Source organism: Streptomyces xanthii, from assembly GCF_014621695.1.
Classification (GTDB): Bacteria; Actinomycetota; Actinomycetes; order Streptomycetales; family Streptomycetaceae; genus Streptomyces; species Streptomyces xanthii.
In genome coordinates this window covers 1,059,377-1,078,085 of record NZ_CP061281.1, presented here as the reverse complement: position 1 = coordinate 1,078,085, position 18,709 = coordinate 1,059,377, and the positions used below count along the sequence as shown (strand labels likewise).

At 71.7% G+C, this 18,709-nt stretch carries 13 protein-coding genes; 7 read left to right on the top strand and 6 right to left on the bottom strand.

The genetic code is table 11. From position 1 onward, the window contains the following. Nucleotides 1-10 precede the first annotated feature (10 nt). From IAG42_RS05180 to IAG42_RS05160, 5 genes are all read right to left on the bottom strand, one after another. Complete coding sequence (locus tag IAG42_RS05180; RefSeq protein ID WP_188335827.1) at nt 11-2,407, bottom strand: polysaccharide lyase 8 family protein; 2,397 nt, start codon at nt 2,405-2,407, stop codon at nt 11-13. Nucleotides 2,408-2,428: 21 nt separating this feature from the next. Then, nucleotides 2,429-3,757: a M60 family metallopeptidase gene (locus IAG42_RS05175; RefSeq protein ID WP_188335826.1), complete on the bottom strand. Its 1,329-nt coding sequence runs from the start codon at nt 3,755-3,757 to the stop codon at nt 2,429-2,431. A gap of 61 nt (nt 3,758-3,818) precedes the next feature. After that, nucleotides 3,819-5,321: a M60 family metallopeptidase gene (locus IAG42_RS05170; RefSeq protein ID WP_223205869.1), complete on the bottom strand. Its 1,503-nt coding sequence runs from the start codon at nt 5,319-5,321 to the stop codon at nt 3,819-3,821. Nucleotides 5,322-5,507: 186 nt separating this feature from the next. Then, on the bottom strand, nt 5,508-6,608 hold the full coding sequence (locus tag IAG42_RS05165; RefSeq protein WP_188341197.1) for a LacI family DNA-binding transcriptional regulator: 1,101 nt from the start codon (nt 6,606-6,608) through the stop codon (nt 5,508-5,510). Nucleotides 6,609-6,718: 110 nt separating this feature from the next. Beyond that, nucleotides 6,719-7,789, bottom strand: coding sequence for a hydroxyacid dehydrogenase (locus IAG42_RS05160; RefSeq protein ID WP_223205868.1), 1,071 nt, complete (start codon nt 7,787-7,789; stop codon nt 6,719-6,721). 270 nt (nt 7,790-8,059) lie between these two features. Between IAG42_RS05160 and IAG42_RS05155 the strand changes: the two genes are divergently transcribed. The 6 genes from IAG42_RS05155 (at nt 8,060) to IAG42_RS05130 (ending at nt 16,769) form a co-directional block, all read left to right on the top strand. After that, nucleotides 8,060-9,046 (top strand): ABC transporter permease, encoded by a 987-nt coding sequence (locus IAG42_RS05155; protein WP_384623466.1) that lies wholly within the window; start codon nt 8,060-8,062, stop codon nt 9,044-9,046. Nucleotides 9,047-9,140: 94 nt separating this feature from the next. Beyond that, nucleotides 9,141-10,001: a carbohydrate ABC transporter permease gene (locus IAG42_RS05150; protein WP_188341194.1), complete on the top strand. Its 861-nt coding sequence runs from the start codon at nt 9,141-9,143 to the stop codon at nt 9,999-10,001. Nucleotides 10,002-10,074: 73 nt separating this feature from the next. Further along, a complete protein-coding gene (locus tag IAG42_RS05145; RefSeq protein WP_188335825.1) occupies nt 10,075-11,748 on the top strand; it encodes a type 2 periplasmic-binding domain-containing protein in 1,674 nt (557 codons plus the stop codon). Beyond that, nucleotides 11,745-13,211 carry a M1 family metallopeptidase gene (locus IAG42_RS05140; protein WP_188335824.1) on the top strand — a complete coding sequence of 489 codons (1,467 nt, stop codon included), beginning with the start codon at nt 11,745-11,747 and terminating at the stop codon, nt 13,209-13,211. Before IAG42_RS05145 ends, IAG42_RS05140 begins: the two co-directional genes overlap by 4 nt. A gap of 38 nt (nt 13,212-13,249) precedes the next feature. Then, entirely contained in the window at nt 13,250-15,457 is a 2,208-nt protein-coding gene (locus tag IAG42_RS05135; protein WP_188335823.1) for a right-handed parallel beta-helix repeat-containing protein, read from the top strand. 115 nt (nt 15,458-15,572) lie between these two features. Continuing rightward, the gene (locus IAG42_RS05130) at nt 15,573-16,769 is read left to right on the top strand and encodes a Gfo/Idh/MocA family protein (RefSeq protein WP_188335822.1); all 1,197 of its coding nucleotides are present in this window, start codon (nt 15,573-15,575) and stop codon (nt 16,767-16,769) included. A 12-nt stretch (nt 16,770-16,781) separates the two neighbouring features. Here IAG42_RS05130 and IAG42_RS05125 read toward each other — a convergent pair whose 3' ends face one another. Next, a complete protein-coding gene (locus IAG42_RS05125; RefSeq protein WP_188335821.1) occupies nt 16,782-17,402 on the bottom strand; it encodes a dihydrofolate reductase family protein in 621 nt (206 codons plus the stop codon). Nucleotides 17,403-17,661: 259 nt separating this feature from the next. Here IAG42_RS05125 and tdh point away from each other — a divergent pair, with 259 nt between their 5' ends. Next, nucleotides 17,662-18,693: an L-threonine 3-dehydrogenase gene (gene tdh, locus IAG42_RS05120; protein WP_188335820.1), complete on the top strand. Its 1,032-nt coding sequence runs from the start codon at nt 17,662-17,664 to the stop codon at nt 18,691-18,693. The last annotated feature ends 16 nt before the right edge of the window (nt 18,694-18,709 follow it).

Here is an 18,709-nt window from a genome sequence, read left to right as displayed (position 1 = left end):
GGACGCGGGGTCAGCGCAGCCGGGCGGTGTGGGTGTGGCCGTGTGAGCCGCCCACGCGGACGGTGAGCACGGGCCGGCGGCCGGGGGTGACGGTCACGGTGTCGTCGGTGGCGACCACCTCGTCGACGGGGAAGGGGAGCCGGACGGTCAAGGTCGCCGCCGTGCGGCCCGGGTCGGCGACCGCGACGGTGACGCCGTCGTCGCGCCGCGACACCAGGACGGTGCCGGGTCCGTCGCAGGCGAGGCCGTCGATCGATCCCGCCGCCCAGAAGTGCGCCGCGAGCAGACCGAGCCGCGGCGAGGAGACGGCCTGGACCTCGGGGGAGTTGGCCAGGATCCGCACGGGTCGGGAGCGGGACCAGGCGAGCGTGGCCGCCTCGGTCGCACCGGGCAGCAGGACGTAGGAGTACGAAGCGGAGTCGGGGGAGGAACCGTGATCGAACCAGAGGGTGGCGTAGCGGCGGGTGACCGGGGTGGGGTCGCCGCCGGTGTCCGCACCGGAGTTGATGGAGCGCCAGGTGCCGGTGCGCTCCTCGCGCAGGGCGCGCAGGGGGCCGCCGGTGGGGAAGACGTAGCCGCCGACGCCCTCCAGGTGTGCCCAGCCCGCGTCGTCGAGCTCGGCCGACCAGCCCTGCTCCGTGGGCTGCCGGCGTTCGTCGACGGTGAGCGCGGGCAGCCCGTCGGCGTGCAGGTTCCTGTTCTCCACGATCGTCTCGATCGTGCGGCCGTCGCTCGCGGTGATGCCGGAGCCGAGCGCGACGACGGCGTTGTCCAGGAGGAACCACGCCTTCTTGGCCCGCAGCGTCGACCCGTCCGCGACGAGTTCCATGGCGGACGCGCCGTACCGTCCGTCGAGGACGGCCCCGCCCGCCACCGCGTTCTTCGGACGGAAGGTGCTGGTTCCGGGGACGGTTCCGAGGTCGGTGCGCGGCCGGGTGTCGACGGTCGTGCCCGGAAGGCGGTACGGGTCGACGGTCGGCCAGAAGGAGTCGCCGAAGGCGTCCAGGTCGTCGCCGTCGTAGATGTACGTCATGCCGTCGCCGGTGTACCAGCCGTGCAGGTTCTCCCCGTTGCCCGCCTCGTACGCGGCGATGCGCTTCGAGGACAGCGACAGGGCGCAGGCCCACGCCGGGCGCCGGTGCACGACCCGGTCCATGTCGGCCAGCAGGAAGTGCCCCGTCAGCCGGTCGGCCGGCGTCACCTGCGCGTCGTCGAGGAGCGCCTTGGCGCGGACCAGCGCGGGGATGCCGACCAGGCCGGTGTACGGCGTCTCACGATTGCGCAGGATCCAGCCCTTGGCCGCCGCCCGCCAGCGGTCCGCGTAGGACGCGGGCGCGCCCTCGGCGAGCTGGAGGATGTACGAGACGGTGACCGCGCCGTCCGTGTGGTCCCGGGCCCGGTCCCGCGAAACGGCGCGCCCGCGCACCGAGTCCATCATCAGCCCGTCGAAGAGGACGGGCATGAAGCTCCGGTCCACCGCCTCGTGGAGCACCTCGACCGACGGGTCGGTCACCGCCCAGTCGGAGCCGGCGAGCAGCGCGATCAGCTGGCCGGCGCCGCCGAGCAGCACACTGCCGTACGTGCCGGTGTACGCCACGTACGTGTGCTGCACGAAGGAGCCGTCACGGTAGAAGCCGTCGCCCGAGGTGACGTACGTGAAGAGGCTGTTCTTCCCGCTGTCCCGGACATCGGACAGGGCGTCGCGGGCCTTGACGAGCACGGCCGGGTCGCGGGCGAGCAGGCCGCGCAGGGCGACGATGACGGCCTTGTCCGCGCGGTTGGCGCCGGTCTCGGCCAGGCTCGGGGAATTGGTGCGCCGGTCCGCGTCGGGGACGAACCTGGCGACGGTCCTCAGGTACGCGTCCAGGTCAGCGGCCGGGAGCTGCGCGCGCAGCAGCACGCACGTGTCCATGAGCGCGCGGGGCGCGCCGATCTCCCAGAACCACCAGTTGCCGGACTCGCCGCGCGCCGGGTTGTACCCGACGGTGTTGAGGAAACGCAGCGCGTCGAGCAGACCGTCGCGCACGGCCGCGTCCCCGGCGAGCGAGGTGCCGGGGGTGGCCCAGGCGGTCGCGATCGTGCGCAGCCGCGTGTAGCTCTGGCCGAACATGCCGGGGTCGGAGGCGGGGGACAGGTCGGTCCACAGCGCCTTGCGGCCCGCCGACGTGTCGATGCCGCGCCACCAGCCCCCGGCCTGGGTGTCCAAGGTGGTCAGGGCGGCCTCGAAGTCCGGGTCGGCCGGGTCGAAGGCGCCGCCGGTCAGCTGGCGCGCGGCCCGGGCGAGCAGCGGCTCGTACGGATCGTCGGCGGACGTCGCGGCGGTGGCGGAGCCGGTCGCGAACGGGACGAGGGCCCCGGCCGCGCCCGCTCCGGCGAGCGCGAGGGTCTGGCGTCTGCTCAGTTCCATGGTCGGTCGTCGTCCTCCGGGTCAGTCGGTCAGCGTCGCCGGGTCGACCGACGGCTTCGGCAGGTTCAGGGCGGCCAGTTCGGCGCGGCCCTGGGCGTCGATGGGGAAGGCCCAGGTGGTGAGGAAGAAGTCGGTCAGGTCGCGCTCGGCGACCCGGCTCGCGTAGGTGGCGAGTGCGCGGTACCGCTTGGCCGTCTCGGTGTAGTCCGACTGCGGGTTCTCCTCGCGGACCAGCTTGTGCAGCCGCGGCCAGAAGTCGTCGCCGAACGCGAGCTCCAGCTGTCGCAGCGGCACGAGCTTCTCGTAGGAGGTGAAGGACTTCTCGTACGTGAGCCCGTCGGTGCCGAACTTGGCCTGGGCCGACTGGAAGTAGGTGAGCCCCGTCTTCGGGTCGACGGTCAGCAGGTTCGAGCGCTGGCCGAGGGCGCGCTGCACGGCCAGCGAGTAGATGTTGACGGTGACCTCGGTGAGGCCGGTCGGCTTGTACGCCATCTGCTGGTGGAGGTGCCCGAGTTCGTGGTACAGCCCCCAGCCGCGGGTGAGGAGGCCCTGCACGGTGGTGGCCCGGTCGAGGTAGACGCGGGGGAAGCCGTTGTAGCCGTGGGTCGCGTAGGCGCCGACGCCGGACGGCACCTTGGAGACCTCGGTGAAGTGGTAGGCGCCGGCCTTGGGCCGGTGCACCGGCCTGGAGCTGTCGAGACCGCTGACGGCCGCCTCGGCGTCGATGATCTGCTCGAGGAGGCGCAGCAGCGCCGCGTGGTCCTCGCCCCGGTACAGCAGGGCGCCGTCCCGGGTGAGGGTCACGATGGAGCGCGGCCCGTGCAGCTCGACGACCGGCACGTCCGTACAGGTGTCCAACTGGCGCTGGTAGTCGGCCTCTTCGGTGCCGCCCAGGGTGAAGACGGGCATCGGCACGGAGCCGTCCTTGAGCTTGACGGCGGCGCGCTCGCCCCGCCCTTCGAGGGTGAAGTAGACGGGGCCGCCGTGCGGGTCGGTCACGGTGTTCGAGCCCGGCTTGAGCGGATAGCGGCGCGGCTCGGTGACGGTGCCGTAGTAGTCCCACTGCCCGACCCACAGCGTGGGCACGACCTCGTCGTACGGGAGCACGTCGAGGCGGAGCGCGGTGGCCGCGGGCAGATAGCGGCCGGTCGTCTGGAACTCGGAGCCGCGCAGCGCCTGGGCGAGCCGGAGCCGCTCGGCCTCGGCGGACGGGCGGGCGACGAGCTCCACGGTGGGTCCGTCGGCGGCCCGGGCGAGGCCCGCGGCCGGGCCGCCGACGGCGAGTGCGGCGCCGCCGGCGGCGACGGAGGCGAGGACGGTACGGCGGGACGGGGATGCGGGGGTGCGCATGAGGTGTCGTCTCCTTGAGGTGATCCGTACGGTGCTGGGGCGGGTGCGGCACGCGGTGACGTCAGTCGGTCAGCGTGCTCGGGTCCGTGTCGGGCCGGGGCAGGCGCAGGGCGGCGATCTCGGCGCGGCCCCGCGCGTCGACGGGCATCGCCCAGGTGCCGGCGAGGAAGTCGGTGAGGTCGCGGCCCGCGGTGTGGGAGGCGTAGGTGGCGAGGGCGCGGTACTGGCGGGCCTCGACCTCCGGCGGGTGGTCGTAGTCCTCGACCGGCGCGTCGTGCTGGTGCTCGGTGCGGACCAGCCGGTGCAGCCGGGGCCAGAAGTCGTCGCCGAAGGCGAGCTCCAGCTGCCGCAGCGGGACGAGCTTCTCGTAGGGGCCGAGATCGTCGACGTAGGAGAGGCCGGGCGTGCCGAGCTTGGCGCGGGCGGACTGGAACCAGTCGAGTCCGGTCTTCGGGTCGACCGTGAGGAGGTTGGAGGGGCGGCCGAGGGTGCGCTGCGCGGCGAGCGAGTAGACGTTGACGGTGACCTCGGTGAGGGTGCCCGCCTGGTACGCGGCCTGCTGGTTGAGGTGGCCCAGCTCGTGGTAGAGGCCCCAGCCGCGCGTGGTGAGGTTGGTGACGCTGCACAGGCGGTCCAGGTACGCGCGCGGGAAGCCGTTGTGGCCGTGCCAGGCGTAGGCGGTGACTCCCTTGGGGACGACGCTGACCTCGGTGAAGTGGTAGCGGCCGGCCTTGGGGCGGTCCAGCGGGCGGCCGCTGTCGAGGCCGCTGATCCGGTCGTGCGAGTCGATGACGGTGTCGAACAGCGACATCAGCGCGGCGTGGTCCTGGTCCCGGTACAGCAGTGCGCCTTCACGGGTGAGTGTCAGGATCGCGCGGTCGGTGACGAGTTCCACCCATGGCACGGTAACGGCGTCGAGCTGCCGCTGGAATTCGGCTTCAGAAGTGCGGCCGAGGGTGAAGACGGCCATGCGCGTGGTGCCGGAGACGAAGGTGACGGCGGCGCGCTGACCGTGCCCGGCGCAGCTGAGGTAGACGGGGCCGCCGTGCGGGTCGCTGATCCGGTTCGGGCCCGGCCGCAGCGGATAGGCGCGGGGCGCCTTGAGCGCGGGGACCGTGTTGTAGTCGTCGAAGGTGCCGATGTGCAGCACGGGCAGCGTGCCTTCGGCGGACCGCACGTGGACGGTGACGGTCTCACCGGCCGCGGCGTGGCGCCCGGTGGGGACGAACTCACTGGCGCGCAGCGACCGGGCGAGCCGCATCCGTTCCGTCTCGGCGTCGGGGAAGGCCTTGAGGAGCAGGGTGTCGCCGCTCCGGTTCCAGCGCTCCGTGCCGGCCCCGGCGATCGCGGGACCGACCGTGGAGCCGGCCGCGCTTTCGGCCGGGGCCGCGGCGCTCGCGCTGCCGGCGCCGAGCGCGAGGGCCGCGCCGCCCCCGGCCAGCGCGGCGAGTATCGAACGACGGCCGAAGCCGAGCGGCGATACGGAGGCGTGGGAGGCGGAGGAGGCGTTGGCGGGGGAGACGGGCATGTGCGGGACCGCGACAGGCTTGTGGGCAGGGCGCATCCAGGGACTCCCGTGAGAAGGGGCGAAGTCGGTGCGAGGAGCGGGACGTGCGGTGGGGCTGCGCGTCAGCATGTAAGCGTTTGCTATCCAGCCGCAAGAGGGTCCGCCGAGTTTCTGTTCGTTACTACGCGGACCGGCCCGAATCCGAGCAGGATAAAGCATGCCTGCCGGAGTTCGGGGTGCCGCTCAGCCCCGGCGCGGCGCGCGGGCCACCGAGTCCCGCACCACGATGTGCGTGCCGAGGCGCAGCGTGCCGGTCGTCGGGGCCCGCCAGTCGTCCTCGTCGTCACCGCCTATGGCCACCCGCACCGCCTGCCGGCCCATCTCCTCCAGCGGGATCCGGACCGTGGTGAGGCGCGGCCGCAGTTCCTGGGCGACGGGCACGTCGTCGTAGCCGACCAGCGAGATGTCCTGCGGGACGCGCACGCCGGCCTCCTCCAGGGCCTGTGCCGCGCCCGCCGCGACGTTGTCGTTGGCGCCGAACACGGCGGTGAACGCGGGGCCGTCCCGCAGCAGTTCGACCATCCTGCGATAGCCGAAGGTGCGGCTGAAGGGTCCGGGGTGTTCGAGCTGCGGGTCGCGGGGCAGACCGCGCAGCTCCAGGGCGCGCCGGTGCCCGACGAGCCGGTCGTGGGCCGTCGACAGGCCGGGCGGACCGCCGAGGTAGAGGATCCGCTCGTGCCCCTGGGTGATCAGGTGGTCGGTGAGGGCGAAGGCGCCGCCCTCGTTGTCGTACTCGACGCCGACGGTCGGCACGTCGTCACCGAGCGAGGGCCGCCCGCACAGCACCAGCTTGGAGCCGCCCGCGTCCAGCTCCCGGGCGCGCCGGGCCAGTTCGGCCTTGTAGGCGCGGTCGTCGACACTGCCGCCGACCAGCACCACCGCGTCCGCGCGCCGCTCGTGCATCAGCTCGATGAAGGCGAGCTCGCGCTGCGGATCGCCCTGGTGGCAGCAGATCAGGCAGAGCCGGCCGCCCTCGCTGGCCTCGCGCTCGACGCCGCGCGCGATGTACGCGTAGAACGGGTCGACGAGTTCGCTGACGATGATGCCGACGGTGCGGTTGGAGGCGCCGGCCAGGGCGCGGGCGTGGGCGTTGACCACGTAGCCGAGCTCGCGCATGGCGGACTCGACGCGTTCGCGGGTCGCGGCCGCCACCGGATAGTTGCGGTTCATCACGCGGGAGACGGTCGCCGTGGAGACGCCCGCGAGCCTGGCCACGTCCACGACGGTGGCGCGGCGCTGCGCGCCTCCGCCGGCGCCGCCCGCTGTGGTTCCCTGCCGGGACATCCGCCCCACCCCCTGCCGCTCGTGCCCGTCCGCGTGGTTCACCCGCTCCGGCCGGTCGCCCTGTGCCCGTCCGGCCGGTCCCGAGCCTATGACGTGCGGCCCCGTCCCGTTCACGCGATGTGCTCCAGGTCCTCCAGAAGAACGGGATGGTTCAGCGGCACACCGCGCGCGTAGCGGGCCAGCTCGTCCACGGCGAGGGCACCGAGCCGGGCCACCTCGTTGCCCTGGGCGCCCGCCATGTGCGGGGTGATGAAGACGTTGGGCAGGTCCCAGAGCGGGTGTCCGGGCGGCAGCGGCTCGGGGTCGGTGACGTCGAGGACGGCGTCGATCCGGCCGTCGACCAGGTGCGGGACCAGCGCCTCGGTGTCGACGAGCGGGCCGCGCGCGGTGTTCACGAGCAGCGCACCCGGGCGCAGCAGGCCGAGGCGCCGGGCGTCCAGCAGATGCCGGGTCTCGGCGGTGGCGGGCGCGTGCAGGGTCACCACGTCGCTGGTCGCGACGAGGGTGTCCAGGTCGGTGCGGGTCGCGCCGAGCAGCTCGGCCTCGGCGTCGCCGACGTACGGGTCGTACAGGAGCACCTCGGCGTCGAGGGAGCGCAGCAGTTGCACGACGCGGCGGCCGGTGTGCGACGCGCCGACCACGCCGACGGTGATGCCGTGCGTGCCGAGCCAGGCGTGGCGGTGCAGATCGGCTTCGGTGCGGTGGGTGCGCCGGGTGCGGAAGAGCTGGGAGAGGGGGAAGGCGCGCTTGGCGCCGAGGATGATCGCGGCGAGCGTGAACTCCGCGACGGGCACCGCGTTGGCCGCGGCGGCCGAGGACACGGCGATGCCGCGGACGTAGGCGTCGCGGCTCAGGAACGTCTTCACGGTGCCGGCCGCGTGGATCACCGCGCGCAGCCGGGGTGCCCGGTCGAGCACCTGCGTGTCGATGGGCGGGCAGCCCCACCCGGTGAGCAGCACCTCGCACTCGGCCAGCGCGGCCCGCGCCTCGGGACCGGTGAACTCCCGGACCGCGCCAGGCGGCCGGATGTCCGCGGTCTCCTCCAGCCGGGCCCGCACCGCGGGCGGGAAGACGTCGTCGACGACGGACGCGTCCATCGCGAGAACCGTACGGGGCCGCCGCGGGGGCGGTGTGGCGTCGGCGGCACCGGCCGTGACCGGCACCTCGTCAGTGGTACGCACCCTGCCTCCGGACAGTAAACGTGTTCTATGACGGGACGGAACGCTAAGGAGGTCGCGGCGTGACCGTCAAGGTCACCGGGGCCGTCAGTGGCGGCGGACTGTCCGATTCATGCGGTAAATGGCGGGCTTTGAGGGGCTCCAGGGTGGGCCGGAGGTAGGAGGAACCGGCGAGCGGATTGCTCCGATCTATTGACGAGGGGGTTAACCGCTTACTAACTTGCCGCCGCAGAAACGCAGTTCCTGCGCCACCCGGCCGAACAGGACCGCCTCATGACTGCTCCCGCGCCACCCGTGGCCGCACCCCGCACACCTCGTGCACCACGTACAGCCCCCGCACCTCGTAAGTCCCTGTGGCAGCGCCTCAAGCGCGACAAGGTGATGCTGCTGCTGTGCCTGCCGGGGTTCCTGTACTTCGTGGTCTTCCACTACGTGCCGCTGCTCGGCTACATGGTGGCGTTCCAGGACTACCAGCCCTATCTGGGCTACATGCACAGCGCCTGGACCGGCTTCACCAACTTCACGACGGCCTTCGCCGACCCGGACTTCTGGTCGGCCACCGGCAACACGCTGAAGATCGCGCTCGTCCAGCTGGTCCTGTTCTTCCCCGTGCCGATCGGCCTCGCCCTGCTGCTCAACAGCATCGTCAGCGACAAGCTGCGCCGCTTCGTGCAGAGCGTCGTCTACCTGCCGCACTTCATCGGCTGGGTCATCATCGTCTCGATCTTCCAGCAGATCCTGGGCGGCGCGGGCGTCGTCCCCGACCTGCTGGAATCGCTCGGCCTGCCGCGCTACGACATGACGACCGACCCGAACGCCTTCCCCTGGCTGCTCGCCCTCCAGGTCATGTGGAAGGACGCCGGCTGGGGCACCATCATCATCCTCGCCGCGCTCCTGTCCATCGACCGCGGCCTGTACGAGGCGGCGGCCATGGACGGCGCCGGCCGGTGGAGCCGCTTCTGGCACGTCACCCTGCCCGGCCTGTCCCCGGTCCTGGTCCTGCTGCTCATCCTCAACCTCGGCAACATCCTCACCGTCGGCTTCGAGCAGATCCTGCTCCAGCGCGACGCCGTGGGACCGGGCGCCGGTGAAGTCCTCGACACGTACGTCTACTTCCACGGCATCAAGGACAACCAGTGGGGCACCTCGGCCGCCGTCGGCCTCGTCAAGGCCGTGATCGGCACGGTGCTCGTCATCGGCGCCAACAAGTTCGCCCACCGGCTCGGCCACGAAGGGGTGTACCGCGGTGCTGACCGTTGACACGTCCGCAGTGAAGTCGCGGCGCCGCCCGCGCCCGGCGCACACCACGGCCGGCAGCGGGGAACTGCGCCCCTCAGGCATCCGGCCCCCGTGGATGGAGCGGCCCACCCGGCTCGGCCTCTTCCTCAAGGGCCTCGCCCTCGTGCTGGTCGTCGCCCTCGTCGCGTACCCGCTGCTCGGCGTGATCGGCACGAGCTTCGCCTCGCAGAGCGACATCGTCCGTTCCAACGGTCTGGTCCTGTGGCCGGACCACCCGAGCCTCGACGCCTACCGCACCGCGTTCACCGGCGGCCGCGTGACCCGCGCCCTGCTCGTGAGCATCGGCGTCACCCTCACCGGCACCGTCTGCAGCCTCCTCGCCACCATCGGCATGGCGTACGGACTGTCGCGGCGCGGCATCGTCGGCGGCCGCTTCATCCTCATGACCGCCCTGTTCACCATGCTGTTCAACGCGGGCGTCATCCCCAACTTCCTGCTGGTCAAGGAGCTCGGCCTCTACAACACCTTCGCGGCGCTCGTGCTCCCCACCATGGTCAGCGCGTTCAACCTCGTCGTGATGCGGGCCTTCTTCATGAACCTGCCCGAAGAGCTCTACGACGCCGCGAAGGTCGACGGCGCCGGCGACTTCCGCACCCTGATCCGGGTCGTCCTGCCCCTGTCCAAGGCGGTCATCGCCGTCGTCGGACTCTTCTACGCCGTCGCGTACTGGAACGCGTACTTCAACGCGCTGCTCTACCTCGGCGACAACGACAAATGGCCGCTGCCCATGGTGCTGCGCACCTTCATCCTCCAGGGCCAGAACCTCGACACCGCGGCCGCCGGCGAGGCCATCGCCCCGCAGCAGGCCGTGCAGATGGCCGTCCTCGTCATCGCCGTCGTGCCGATCCTCCTCGTCTACCCCTTCCTCCAGCGGTTCTTCACCAAGGGCGTCCTCACCGGCGCCGTCAAGGGCTGACCCGCACCCGTCGCCACCACGGCTCCGCACCCCCCAAACGTCCCCGTGTCCCCTCGTGCTGAGGAGTCCTCCGATGTCCGGCACCACACCCGTCAACCGCCGCACCGTGCTCCGCTGGGGTGCTGGCGCCGGTCTCGCCGTCGCCGCGGCGCCCCTGATCGCCGCGTGCGGCGACGGCGGCACCGCCGCCAAGGCCGAGGCCAAGAGCGCCAGACTGCTGCCGACCACCGCCGTACGCAACGTCGGCGCCCGCCCCGACCTGCCCGGCACCGCCGCCGGCGTCCCGAGCGCCTACCTCACGTACCCGGCGAACCCGATCCGCGCCACGAAGGGCACCCCCCTCAAGGGCGCGAAGACGATCACCGCGGTCACCGAGACCTTCGCCCCGCTGCCCCCGGAGCGCGGCAAGAACGCCGCCTGGCGCGAGATCGAGAAACTGCTCGGCGCGAAGGTCGACTTCACGGCCGTCCCCGCCGACGACTACCCGGCCAAGTTCTCCACGATGGTCGCCGGCGACCAGCTGCCCGACGTCTTCATGTACCCGGAGACCGGCGGCGTCGACAACAAGGCCGCGTTCCTCCAGGCCAAGTGCGTCGACCTCGGACCGCACCTGTCCGGCGACAAGGTCAAGGACTACCCGAACCTGGCGGCGATCCCGGAGTACGCGTGGCAGGGGGCGATCTTCGGCGGGAAGCTGTACGGGATTCCGCTGACCCGGAACGGCACGGCCGGGGCGGGCTTCTACCGCGCGGACCTCTTCGCGCAGGCGGGCGTGTCCAGTCTCGACGAGATCGACAGCGTCGAGCGGCTCGTCGACCTCGCCAAGGAGCTCACCGACGAGAAGAAGGACCGGTACTTCTTCATCAGCGGCGCCGGCACGCTCCTCGCCCAGTCGTTGGGCGCCCAGTCGTCCTGGAAGCACGACACCAAGACCGGCAAGTGGACCTACCAGCTGGAGGACGACAAGTACCGCCACTCCGTCGAGATCGCGGCGAAGCTCTACAAGGACGGCTGTTACTACCCGGGCACCGTCCAGATGTCCGGCGCCCAGAAGGCGCAGTACACGGACCTGTTCAAGAACGGCAAGGGCGCCTACGTCTCGGACGGGATGCCGGCCTACCTGACTCCCGGCACCGGATACGTCGACACGATGGCCGCCATCGACAAGTCCTTCGACGTGCGCCCCATGGTCCCGGTCGGCGGGGACGCGGTCGTCTGGACCAACAACACCGCCCTGTCCTACTGCTTCATCACGAAGGCGGACGACAAGAGGGTCAAGGAGATCCTGCGCCTCGCCGACTTCGCGGCCTCGCCCTTCGGATCGGTCGAGTACACGCTCATCAAGTACGGCGTCGAGGGCGTCGACCACAAGCGAGACAAGGACGGCACCCCCGTCCTCACGAAGCAGGGCACGCAGGACACCACCGTCCCGTGGGGCTTCCTGGGCTCCGCGACGCCCGCCTTCTTCAGCGCCACGAGCTCCGACGCCACCCGTCACGTCCACGAGGCGTACACCAAGCTCATCCCGCTGCTGATCGACGAACCCACCCTCGCGTACACGTCGCCCACCTGGGACTCCAAGGGCCTCGGCAGCCTCAACACCATCCACAGCGACGGCATCAAGGACATCGTCACCGGCCGCAAGCCCATGTCCTCCTACGACGCCGTCGTCAAGAAGTGGCGCAACGCCGGCGGCGACCAGTGCCGCGCCGAGTTCGAGCAGGCCTCGCAGAAGGGCAAGAAGTGACCACCAGCCGACCCACCACCCGACGCACCCTCCTCAAGGGCGCCGGCGTCGCCGCGCTCGCCGTCCCGCTGATCGCCGCGCCCGCGTGGGCGACCGGCTTCGACCCGAAGCCCGGCTCCGACGGCGTCGGCGACCCCCTGTTCCCGACCCTGGGCAACGGCGGCTACGAGGTCGTCCACTACGACCTCACCTTCGACTTCACGCCGGTCACCTACGACTTCACCGGCGTCGTGAAGATGAACGCGCGCGCCACCCAGGACCTCTCCGCGTTCAACCTCGACACCGACGGCCACACCATCGAGTCCGTCACCGTGAACGGCCGCCCCGCCCAACACGCCCTCTCCCTCGGCAAGTCCGGGCAGGAGCTGACCGTCACCCCGGCCGCCCCGCTGCACAAGGACACCCCGTTCACCGTCACCGTCGCCTACCGCGGCAACGGAAAGGCACCCCGGGCCGGCCTGACCGGCTGGCGGTTCGGCAGCGACGGTGGCTTCGCGTCCGCCGTGCAGTCCTCCCGCGCCGACACCTTCATGCCCTGCAACGACACCCCGTCCGACAAGGCCACCTGGACCTTCCACCTCTCCGCGCCCGAAGGCTTCGTCGCCGCCGCCAACGGGGAGCTGACCGGCAAGGACAAGCGCGCCGACGGCTCCACCGTCTGGCACTTCGCCCTGCGCGAGCGCATGCCCACCGAGCTGCTCGGCATCGCCGTCGTCAAGGGCACCTACCTGTACGGCACTTCGCACACCGGACTGCCCCTGCGCCACGTCGTCCCGCAGGGCCAGGAGGACAAGTACGGCCCGATCGTGGCCCGCACCCCGGACCATCTGGCCTGGCTGGAGGCCAAGTTCGGGCGCTACCCCTTCTCCGTCTACGGCCTGCACATCTACGACGGATACTCCGACGCCCTCGAGAACTCGACGCTCACCCTCATGGGCACCAGCTGGTTCAAGCTCAACGCCGACGGCAACCCCACCTACGAGAACACGATGGTGCACGAGCTGACCCACCAGTGGTTCGGCGACAGCGTCACCCCGAACGACTGGCAGCAGGCCTGGCTCAACGAAGGGCCCGCCGTCTACTACGCCGCCCTGTACAGCGAGGAACGCGGCTGGTCCGTCATGGCCGACAAGATGAAGGCCACCTACGCCAAGCTCGACGCGATCCGCGCGAGCGACGGACCGCCCGGCCTGCCCAAGGCCCTCGGCGGCACGAACATCTACGACGGCGGCGCCCTCGTCCTCTACGCACTCCGACAGCACGTCGGGCAGCGGAAGTTCGACCTGATCATGGGCCAGTGGCCGCGCCGCTTCAAGGACCGCACCGTCACCAGCGAGGACTTCGTCAAGCACGCCGTCGAGATGACCGGCGACCGCTCCGTCGACGCGTTTTTGCGGGACTGGCTGTTCGGCGCGAAGAACCCGCCGATGCCCGGACACCCCGACTGGACGACCGCCGCGTGAGGCGGTCCGCGCACCCACCCCTGAGGAAAGGTCACCGCATGAGAGCCCGCACCGGCGCGGCCGCGTTCCTGGCCACCGCCGCCCTCGCCCTGGCACCGCTGCCCGCCGCTCACGCAGACCCGGCGCCCCTGACCCTGCACGCCGCACCGCGGGGCTCCGGCACCGACTGCACCGTAGGGCACCCCTGCTCGGTGGAGGGCGCCCGCGACGTCGCCCGCACGATCGACGACCGGTCCGTGCGTGTCGAACTCGCCGACGGCACCTATGAGTTGAGCAAGCCCCTCAAGCTCGGCAAGGAGGACTCCGGGGTCACCTGGGGCGCCGCGCAGGACGCCGACCCCGTGCTCTCCGGCGGCCGCGCCCTCACCGGCTGGACCGTGAACCCCGACGGCACCTGGACCACGAAGGTGCCCGAGGGCATCACCCCGCGCCAGCTGTTCGTCGACGGCGAGCGTGCCGTACGCGCCCGCGGCGAGTCCTGTGCCGCCTCCGTGTGCGACGCCACCAAGACCGGCATGACCGGCGCCGAGAAGACCGGCATCGCCCGGTGGGCCCGGCCCACCGACGCCGAGGCCGTCATCAGCGTCCGCTGGCGCAACTACCACTGCCGCATCACCTCCGTCACCGGCGACGTCATGACCTTCGCCCAGCCCTGCTGGACCAACTCGGCCTCCGGGACCGACCGCACCGGACCCGCCTGGGACTCCACGACCGTGGACTCGTCCCGCTACAGCAAGGTCGCCTTCTTCGAGAACGCCCGCGAACTCCTCGACGAGCCCGGCGAGTTCGTGTGGGACTCCGCAGAGCGCACCGTCACCTACCTGCCCCGCCAGGGCGAGGACCCGCGCCGCTCCCGCGCCGTCACCCCGGTCACCGAGGGCCTTCTCGTCCTCGACGGCGCCCACGACGTCCACCTCTCCGGACTCGGCTTCGCCTACTCCGCGTACCAGCAGCCGAACACCGACGAGGGCTACGCCGGCATGCAGGCCGGACTGACCCTGACCGGCGCCACCGGCCCCGTCGACCACGCGGGCCGCTTCTACACCAAGCCCGCCGCCGCCCTCACCGTCCGCGGCGGCCGCGACGTCACCGTGGAAGGCAACACGTTCAGCAGGCTCGGCGGCGCCGGCGTCGTCTTCGAACAGGGCACCCAGGACTCCGCCCTCGCCCGCAACCGCTTCACCGACCTGTCCTCCGGAGCCGCCTACATCGGCGACACCGAACCCATGCCCACCGCCGAACTCGCCGGCGCCCGCAACACGATTGAGCGCAACACCATCCGCCGCACCGGCGTCGAGTACACCGACTCCGTCGGCATCTGGGCCGGCTACGAGGCCGAGACGGTCATCGACCACAACACCCTCGAAGAGCTGCCCTACTCCGGCATCTCCGTCGGCTGGGGCTGGAACCAGCCCGAGGCCCAGACCTCCGTCCTGCGCGACAACCGCATCACGGACAACCGGATCACCGACGTCATGCTCGTCCGCCACGACCAGCACGACGGCGCCGCCATCTACACCCAGGGCGCCCAGCCCGGCACCGTGATCTCCGGCAACTACATCGACCGCAGCGCCTACGGCAACACCGAGCGCGACGGCAACGGCGTCTACCTCGACGAACAGTCCAGCCACATCGCCGTCACCGGCAACGTCATCACCCGCGTCGGCTACAAGTGGGTCTCCAACTGGGCCGGCTACGGCATCGACAACCACGCCACCGGCAACTGGACCGACACCGCGGCCCCGGCCCTGTCCGGGCGGGGCTCCACCATGACCGACAACTTCACCGGCCTCGACCGGCTGCCCGCCGAGGCCGTCAAGGTCGCCGAGGCCGCCGGCGCCGACGGCCGCGGCAAGGTCCGGCAGCTGCGGCCCGACCTCGCCCGCGAGGGCACCGCCACCCAGTCCTCCACCGACGGCACCGCCACCGCCGACAAGGCCACCGACGGCGACACCACGACCGACACCCGCACCCTCTCCGAGGCCGGCGCCTGGTGGCAGGTCGACCTCGGCTCCGCGCAGCATGTCGGACAGGTCGAGGTCTGGAACAACAGCTCCATGACCACCGCCGACTTCGACGTCCAGCTCGCCTCCTCGGCCGACTTCTCCGACGCCACCACCGTCCACGTCACCGGCAAGGCCCTGCGCCCCACCGTCCTCGACACGGACACCGAGGCCCGCTACGTCCGCGTCCGCCTCACCGGCACCGGCCGCGTCGCCCTCTCCCACGTCCTCGTCCACCCCTGACACGACAGCACCGCAAGGGGCGTCGCGGACCGGTCGGCGGGTCCGCGACGCCCCGTGCTTCCATGCTCCTTACGCCGACCGCACCAACACCCCGTACAGGAAAGGCGGTTACGCCATGACCGACGCCCCCTCCGACCTGCGCCTCGGCGTCCTCGGCTACGGACTGCGCGGCTCGATCGCGCGCACCGCGCACCGGCCCGGCGCCGGCTCCCGGGTCACCGCGCTCGCCGACCACGACGCCGCCGCGCGGACGGAGGCGGCGCTCGCCTTCCCCGGCGCACTCGTCTCCAGCGACCACAAGAAGGTCGTCGAGGACCCCGACGTCGACGCGATCCTCGTCCTCACCCCCGACCACACCCACGCCGACGTCGCCCGCGAGGCTTTGGAGGCCGGCAAGCCCGTCTTCGTCGAGAAGCCCCTCGACATCAGCGTCGAACGCTGCGACGAGCTCCTGCGCACCGCCCACGCGACCGGCTCCCGCCTCTACGTCGGCCACAACATGCGCCACATGCCCGTCGTCCGCCTGATGCGCGACATCATCGCCCGCGGCGAGATCGGCGAGGTCAAGACCGTCTGGGTGCGCCACTTCGTCGGCTACGGCGGCGACTGGTACTTCAAGGACTGGCACGCCGAGCGGCAGTACACGACCGGCCTGCTGCTCCAGAAGGCCGCCCACGACATCGACGTCCTGCACTGGCTCGCCGGCGGCTACACCCGCCAGGTACAGGCCCTCGGCGACCTCATGGTCTACGGCGACAACCCGCACCGCCGCGCACCCGGCGAGCCCAAGCACGACGACTGGTACACCAAGGACGGCCACTGGCCGCCCGCCACCCAGCGCGGCCTCAACCCCGTCATCGACGTCGAGGACGTCTCCCTCGTCAACATGCGCCTCGACAACGGCGTCCTCGCCTCCTACCAGCAGTGCCACTTCACCCCCGACTACTGGCGCAACTACACCGTCATCGGCGACGCGGGACGCCTGGAGAACTTCGGCGACGGCCCCGGGGGAGTGGTCAAGGTCTGGAACAGCCGCCGCTCCACCTACCGCGACGAGCCCGACGCCGCCCACCCGGTCCCGGACGCCGAGGACAACGCCGGACACGGCGGCGCCGACCCGCTCCTCATCGACGAGTTCCTCCGCTTCGTCCGGGACGGCGGCACCACCGACACCTCGCCCGTCGCCGCCCGCATGGCCGTCGCCGCGGGCGTCCGCGCCACCGAGTCCCTCCGCGCCGGCGGCACTCCCCGCGAGGTCCCGCCACTCGACCCCGAGCTCGTCGCCTACTTCGAGGGCGGCCAGAACCGGTAGTGCGAGCGCCCGTCAGCGCAGCACGCGATAGGTCACGTGCGTGACCAGGCTCGCCGCCCGCGCCGACACCTGTTCCAGACGCAGCGCCGGCACCCCCTCGAACAGGCGGGTGCCGGCGCAGAGCGTCAGCGGCGCGATGTGCAGCCGCAGCTCGTCGATCAGCCCGGCGGCCAGGTACTGGTTGAGCGTGGTCGCGCCGCCGAGGACGGACACCTCCCCGGCGCCCGCGGCGGCCCGGGCCCGGTCCAGCGCCGCGACGATGCCGTCCGTGACGAAGTGGTACGTCGTGCCGCCCGCCATGGGCTGCGGCTCACGTGCGTGATGCGTCAGCACGAAGACCGGGGCGTGGAACGGGGGATCATCGCCCCACCAGCCGTTCCACGGACGGTCCCAAGCGCCCCGGACCGGGCCGAACATGTTGCGCCCCATCACGAACGCGTCCGCCGCCGTCATCTGTTCGACCTCGGCGCGGTTCTCGTCCGGAGTCTCGAACATCCATGCGTGCAGCCCCGCGCCCGTGCCGTCACCGCCGTCGTCGCCGAACGGCCGCTCCTCCGTCTGGTGGAGCCCCGCCGAGTAGCCGTCGACGGAGACCGTGACGGCGCCGGTCACCTTGCCCGCTCGCTCGGTCATGCCCCCATCGTGCCGCGCGTCGGCCCGCGGCGCCGCCCGGACCCGCGAGAGACCGGCCGACGCGGGACCGGTCCTGCAGGAAACGGGACCGGGCCTGTAGGAAAGCTTCGGCGCCGCTTAAGAAATCCTCGATGGACCTGAGCCGCCGTGGTACGGAAGAGTCCGGGGCGGCGGCCTGCCGGCCGCCACCTCCACTCACTCTTCCCCGTGTGCGGGCCGCTGCGTGCTGCCCGCGTGCGCGACGACAGGAGCCGTACCGATGAAGGCGCTGGTCAAGGAGAAGGCCGAACCGGGACTCTGGCTGACCGACGTGCCCGAGCCCTCCATCGGCCCCGGCGACGTCCTGATCAAGGTGCTGCGCACCGGCATCTGCGGCACCGACCTGCACATCCGCAGCTGGGACGGCTGGGCCCAGTCGACCATCCAGGCCCCGCTCGTCCTCGGCCACGAGTTCGTGGGCGAGGTCGTCGAGACCGGCCGCGACGTCAGCGACATCAACGTTGGCGACCGCGTCAGCGGCGAGGGCCACCTCGTCTGCGGCAAGTGCCGCAACTGTCTCGCCGGCCGCCGCCACCTCTGCCGCGCCACCGTCGGTCTCGGCGTCGGCCGCGACGGCGCCTTCGCCGAGTACGTCGCCCTGCCCGCCTCCAACGTGTGGGTGCACCGCGTCCCCGTCGACCTCGACGTCGCCGCGATCTTCGACCCGTTCGGCAACGCCGTGCACACCGCCCTGTCCTTCCCGCTCGTCGGCGAGGACGTCCTGATCACCGGCGCCGGCCCGATCGGCCTGATGGCCGCAGCCGTCGCCAAGCACGCCGGCGCCCGCAACGTCGTCGTCACCGACGTCAGCGAGGAGCGTCTGGAGCTCGCCCGCAAGGTCGGCGTCAGCCTGGCCCTGAACGTGGCGCAGTCCTCCATCGCCGACGGCCAGCGCGAGCTCGGCCTGCGCGAGGGCTTCGACATCGGCCTGGAGATGTCCGGCAACCCGCACGCGATGCGCGACATGCTCGCCAACATGACCCACGGCGGCAAGATCGCCATGCTGGGCCTGCCCGCGCAGGAGTTCGCCGTCGACTGGGCCCGGATCGTCACCTCGATGATCACCATCAAGGGCATCTACGGCCGCGAGATGTTCGAGACCTGGTACGCGATGTCGGTCCTCCTGGAGGCCGGCCTCGACCTCGCCCCCGTGATCACCGGCCGCTACGCGTACACCGACTTCGACGCGGCGTTCGAGGACGCGGCCAGCGGCAAGGGCGGCAAGGTCATCCTGGACTGGAGCGCCGCCTGAGCCCCTCCGCTCGAGG

Bases quoted from the DNA above. Each gene is read 5' to 3' on its own strand.
- IAG42_RS05180 (WP_188335827.1), bottom strand. From the start codon at position 2,407: ATGGAACTGAGCAGACGCCAGACCCTCGCGCTCGCCGGAGCGGGCGCG.
- IAG42_RS05175 (WP_188335826.1), bottom strand. From the start codon at position 3,757: ATGCGCACCCCCGCATCCCCGTCCCGCCGTACCGTCCTCGCCTCCGTC.
- IAG42_RS05170 (WP_223205869.1), bottom strand. From the start codon at position 5,321: ATGCGCCCTGCCCACAAGCCTGTCGCGGTCCCGCACATGCCCGTCTCC.
- IAG42_RS05165 (WP_188341197.1), bottom strand. From the start codon at position 6,608: ATGTCCCGGCAGGGAACCACAGCGGGCGGCGCCGGCGGAGGCGCGCAG.
- IAG42_RS05155 (WP_384623466.1), top strand. From the start codon at position 8,060: ATGACTGCTCCCGCGCCACCCGTGGCCGCACCCCGCACACCTCGTGCA.
- IAG42_RS05150 (WP_188341194.1), top strand. From the start codon at position 9,141: ATGGAGCGGCCCACCCGGCTCGGCCTCTTCCTCAAGGGCCTCGCCCTC.
- IAG42_RS05145 (WP_188335825.1), top strand. From the start codon at position 10,075: ATGTCCGGCACCACACCCGTCAACCGCCGCACCGTGCTCCGCTGGGGT.
- IAG42_RS05135 (WP_188335823.1), top strand. From the start codon at position 13,250: ATGAGAGCCCGCACCGGCGCGGCCGCGTTCCTGGCCACCGCCGCCCTC.
- IAG42_RS05130 (WP_188335822.1), top strand. From the start codon at position 15,573: ATGACCGACGCCCCCTCCGACCTGCGCCTCGGCGTCCTCGGCTACGGA.
- IAG42_RS05125 (WP_188335821.1), bottom strand. From the start codon at position 17,402: ATGACCGAGCGAGCGGGCAAGGTGACCGGCGCCGTCACGGTCTCCGTC.
- tdh (WP_188335820.1), top strand. From the start codon at position 17,662: ATGAAGGCGCTGGTCAAGGAGAAGGCCGAACCGGGACTCTGGCTGACC.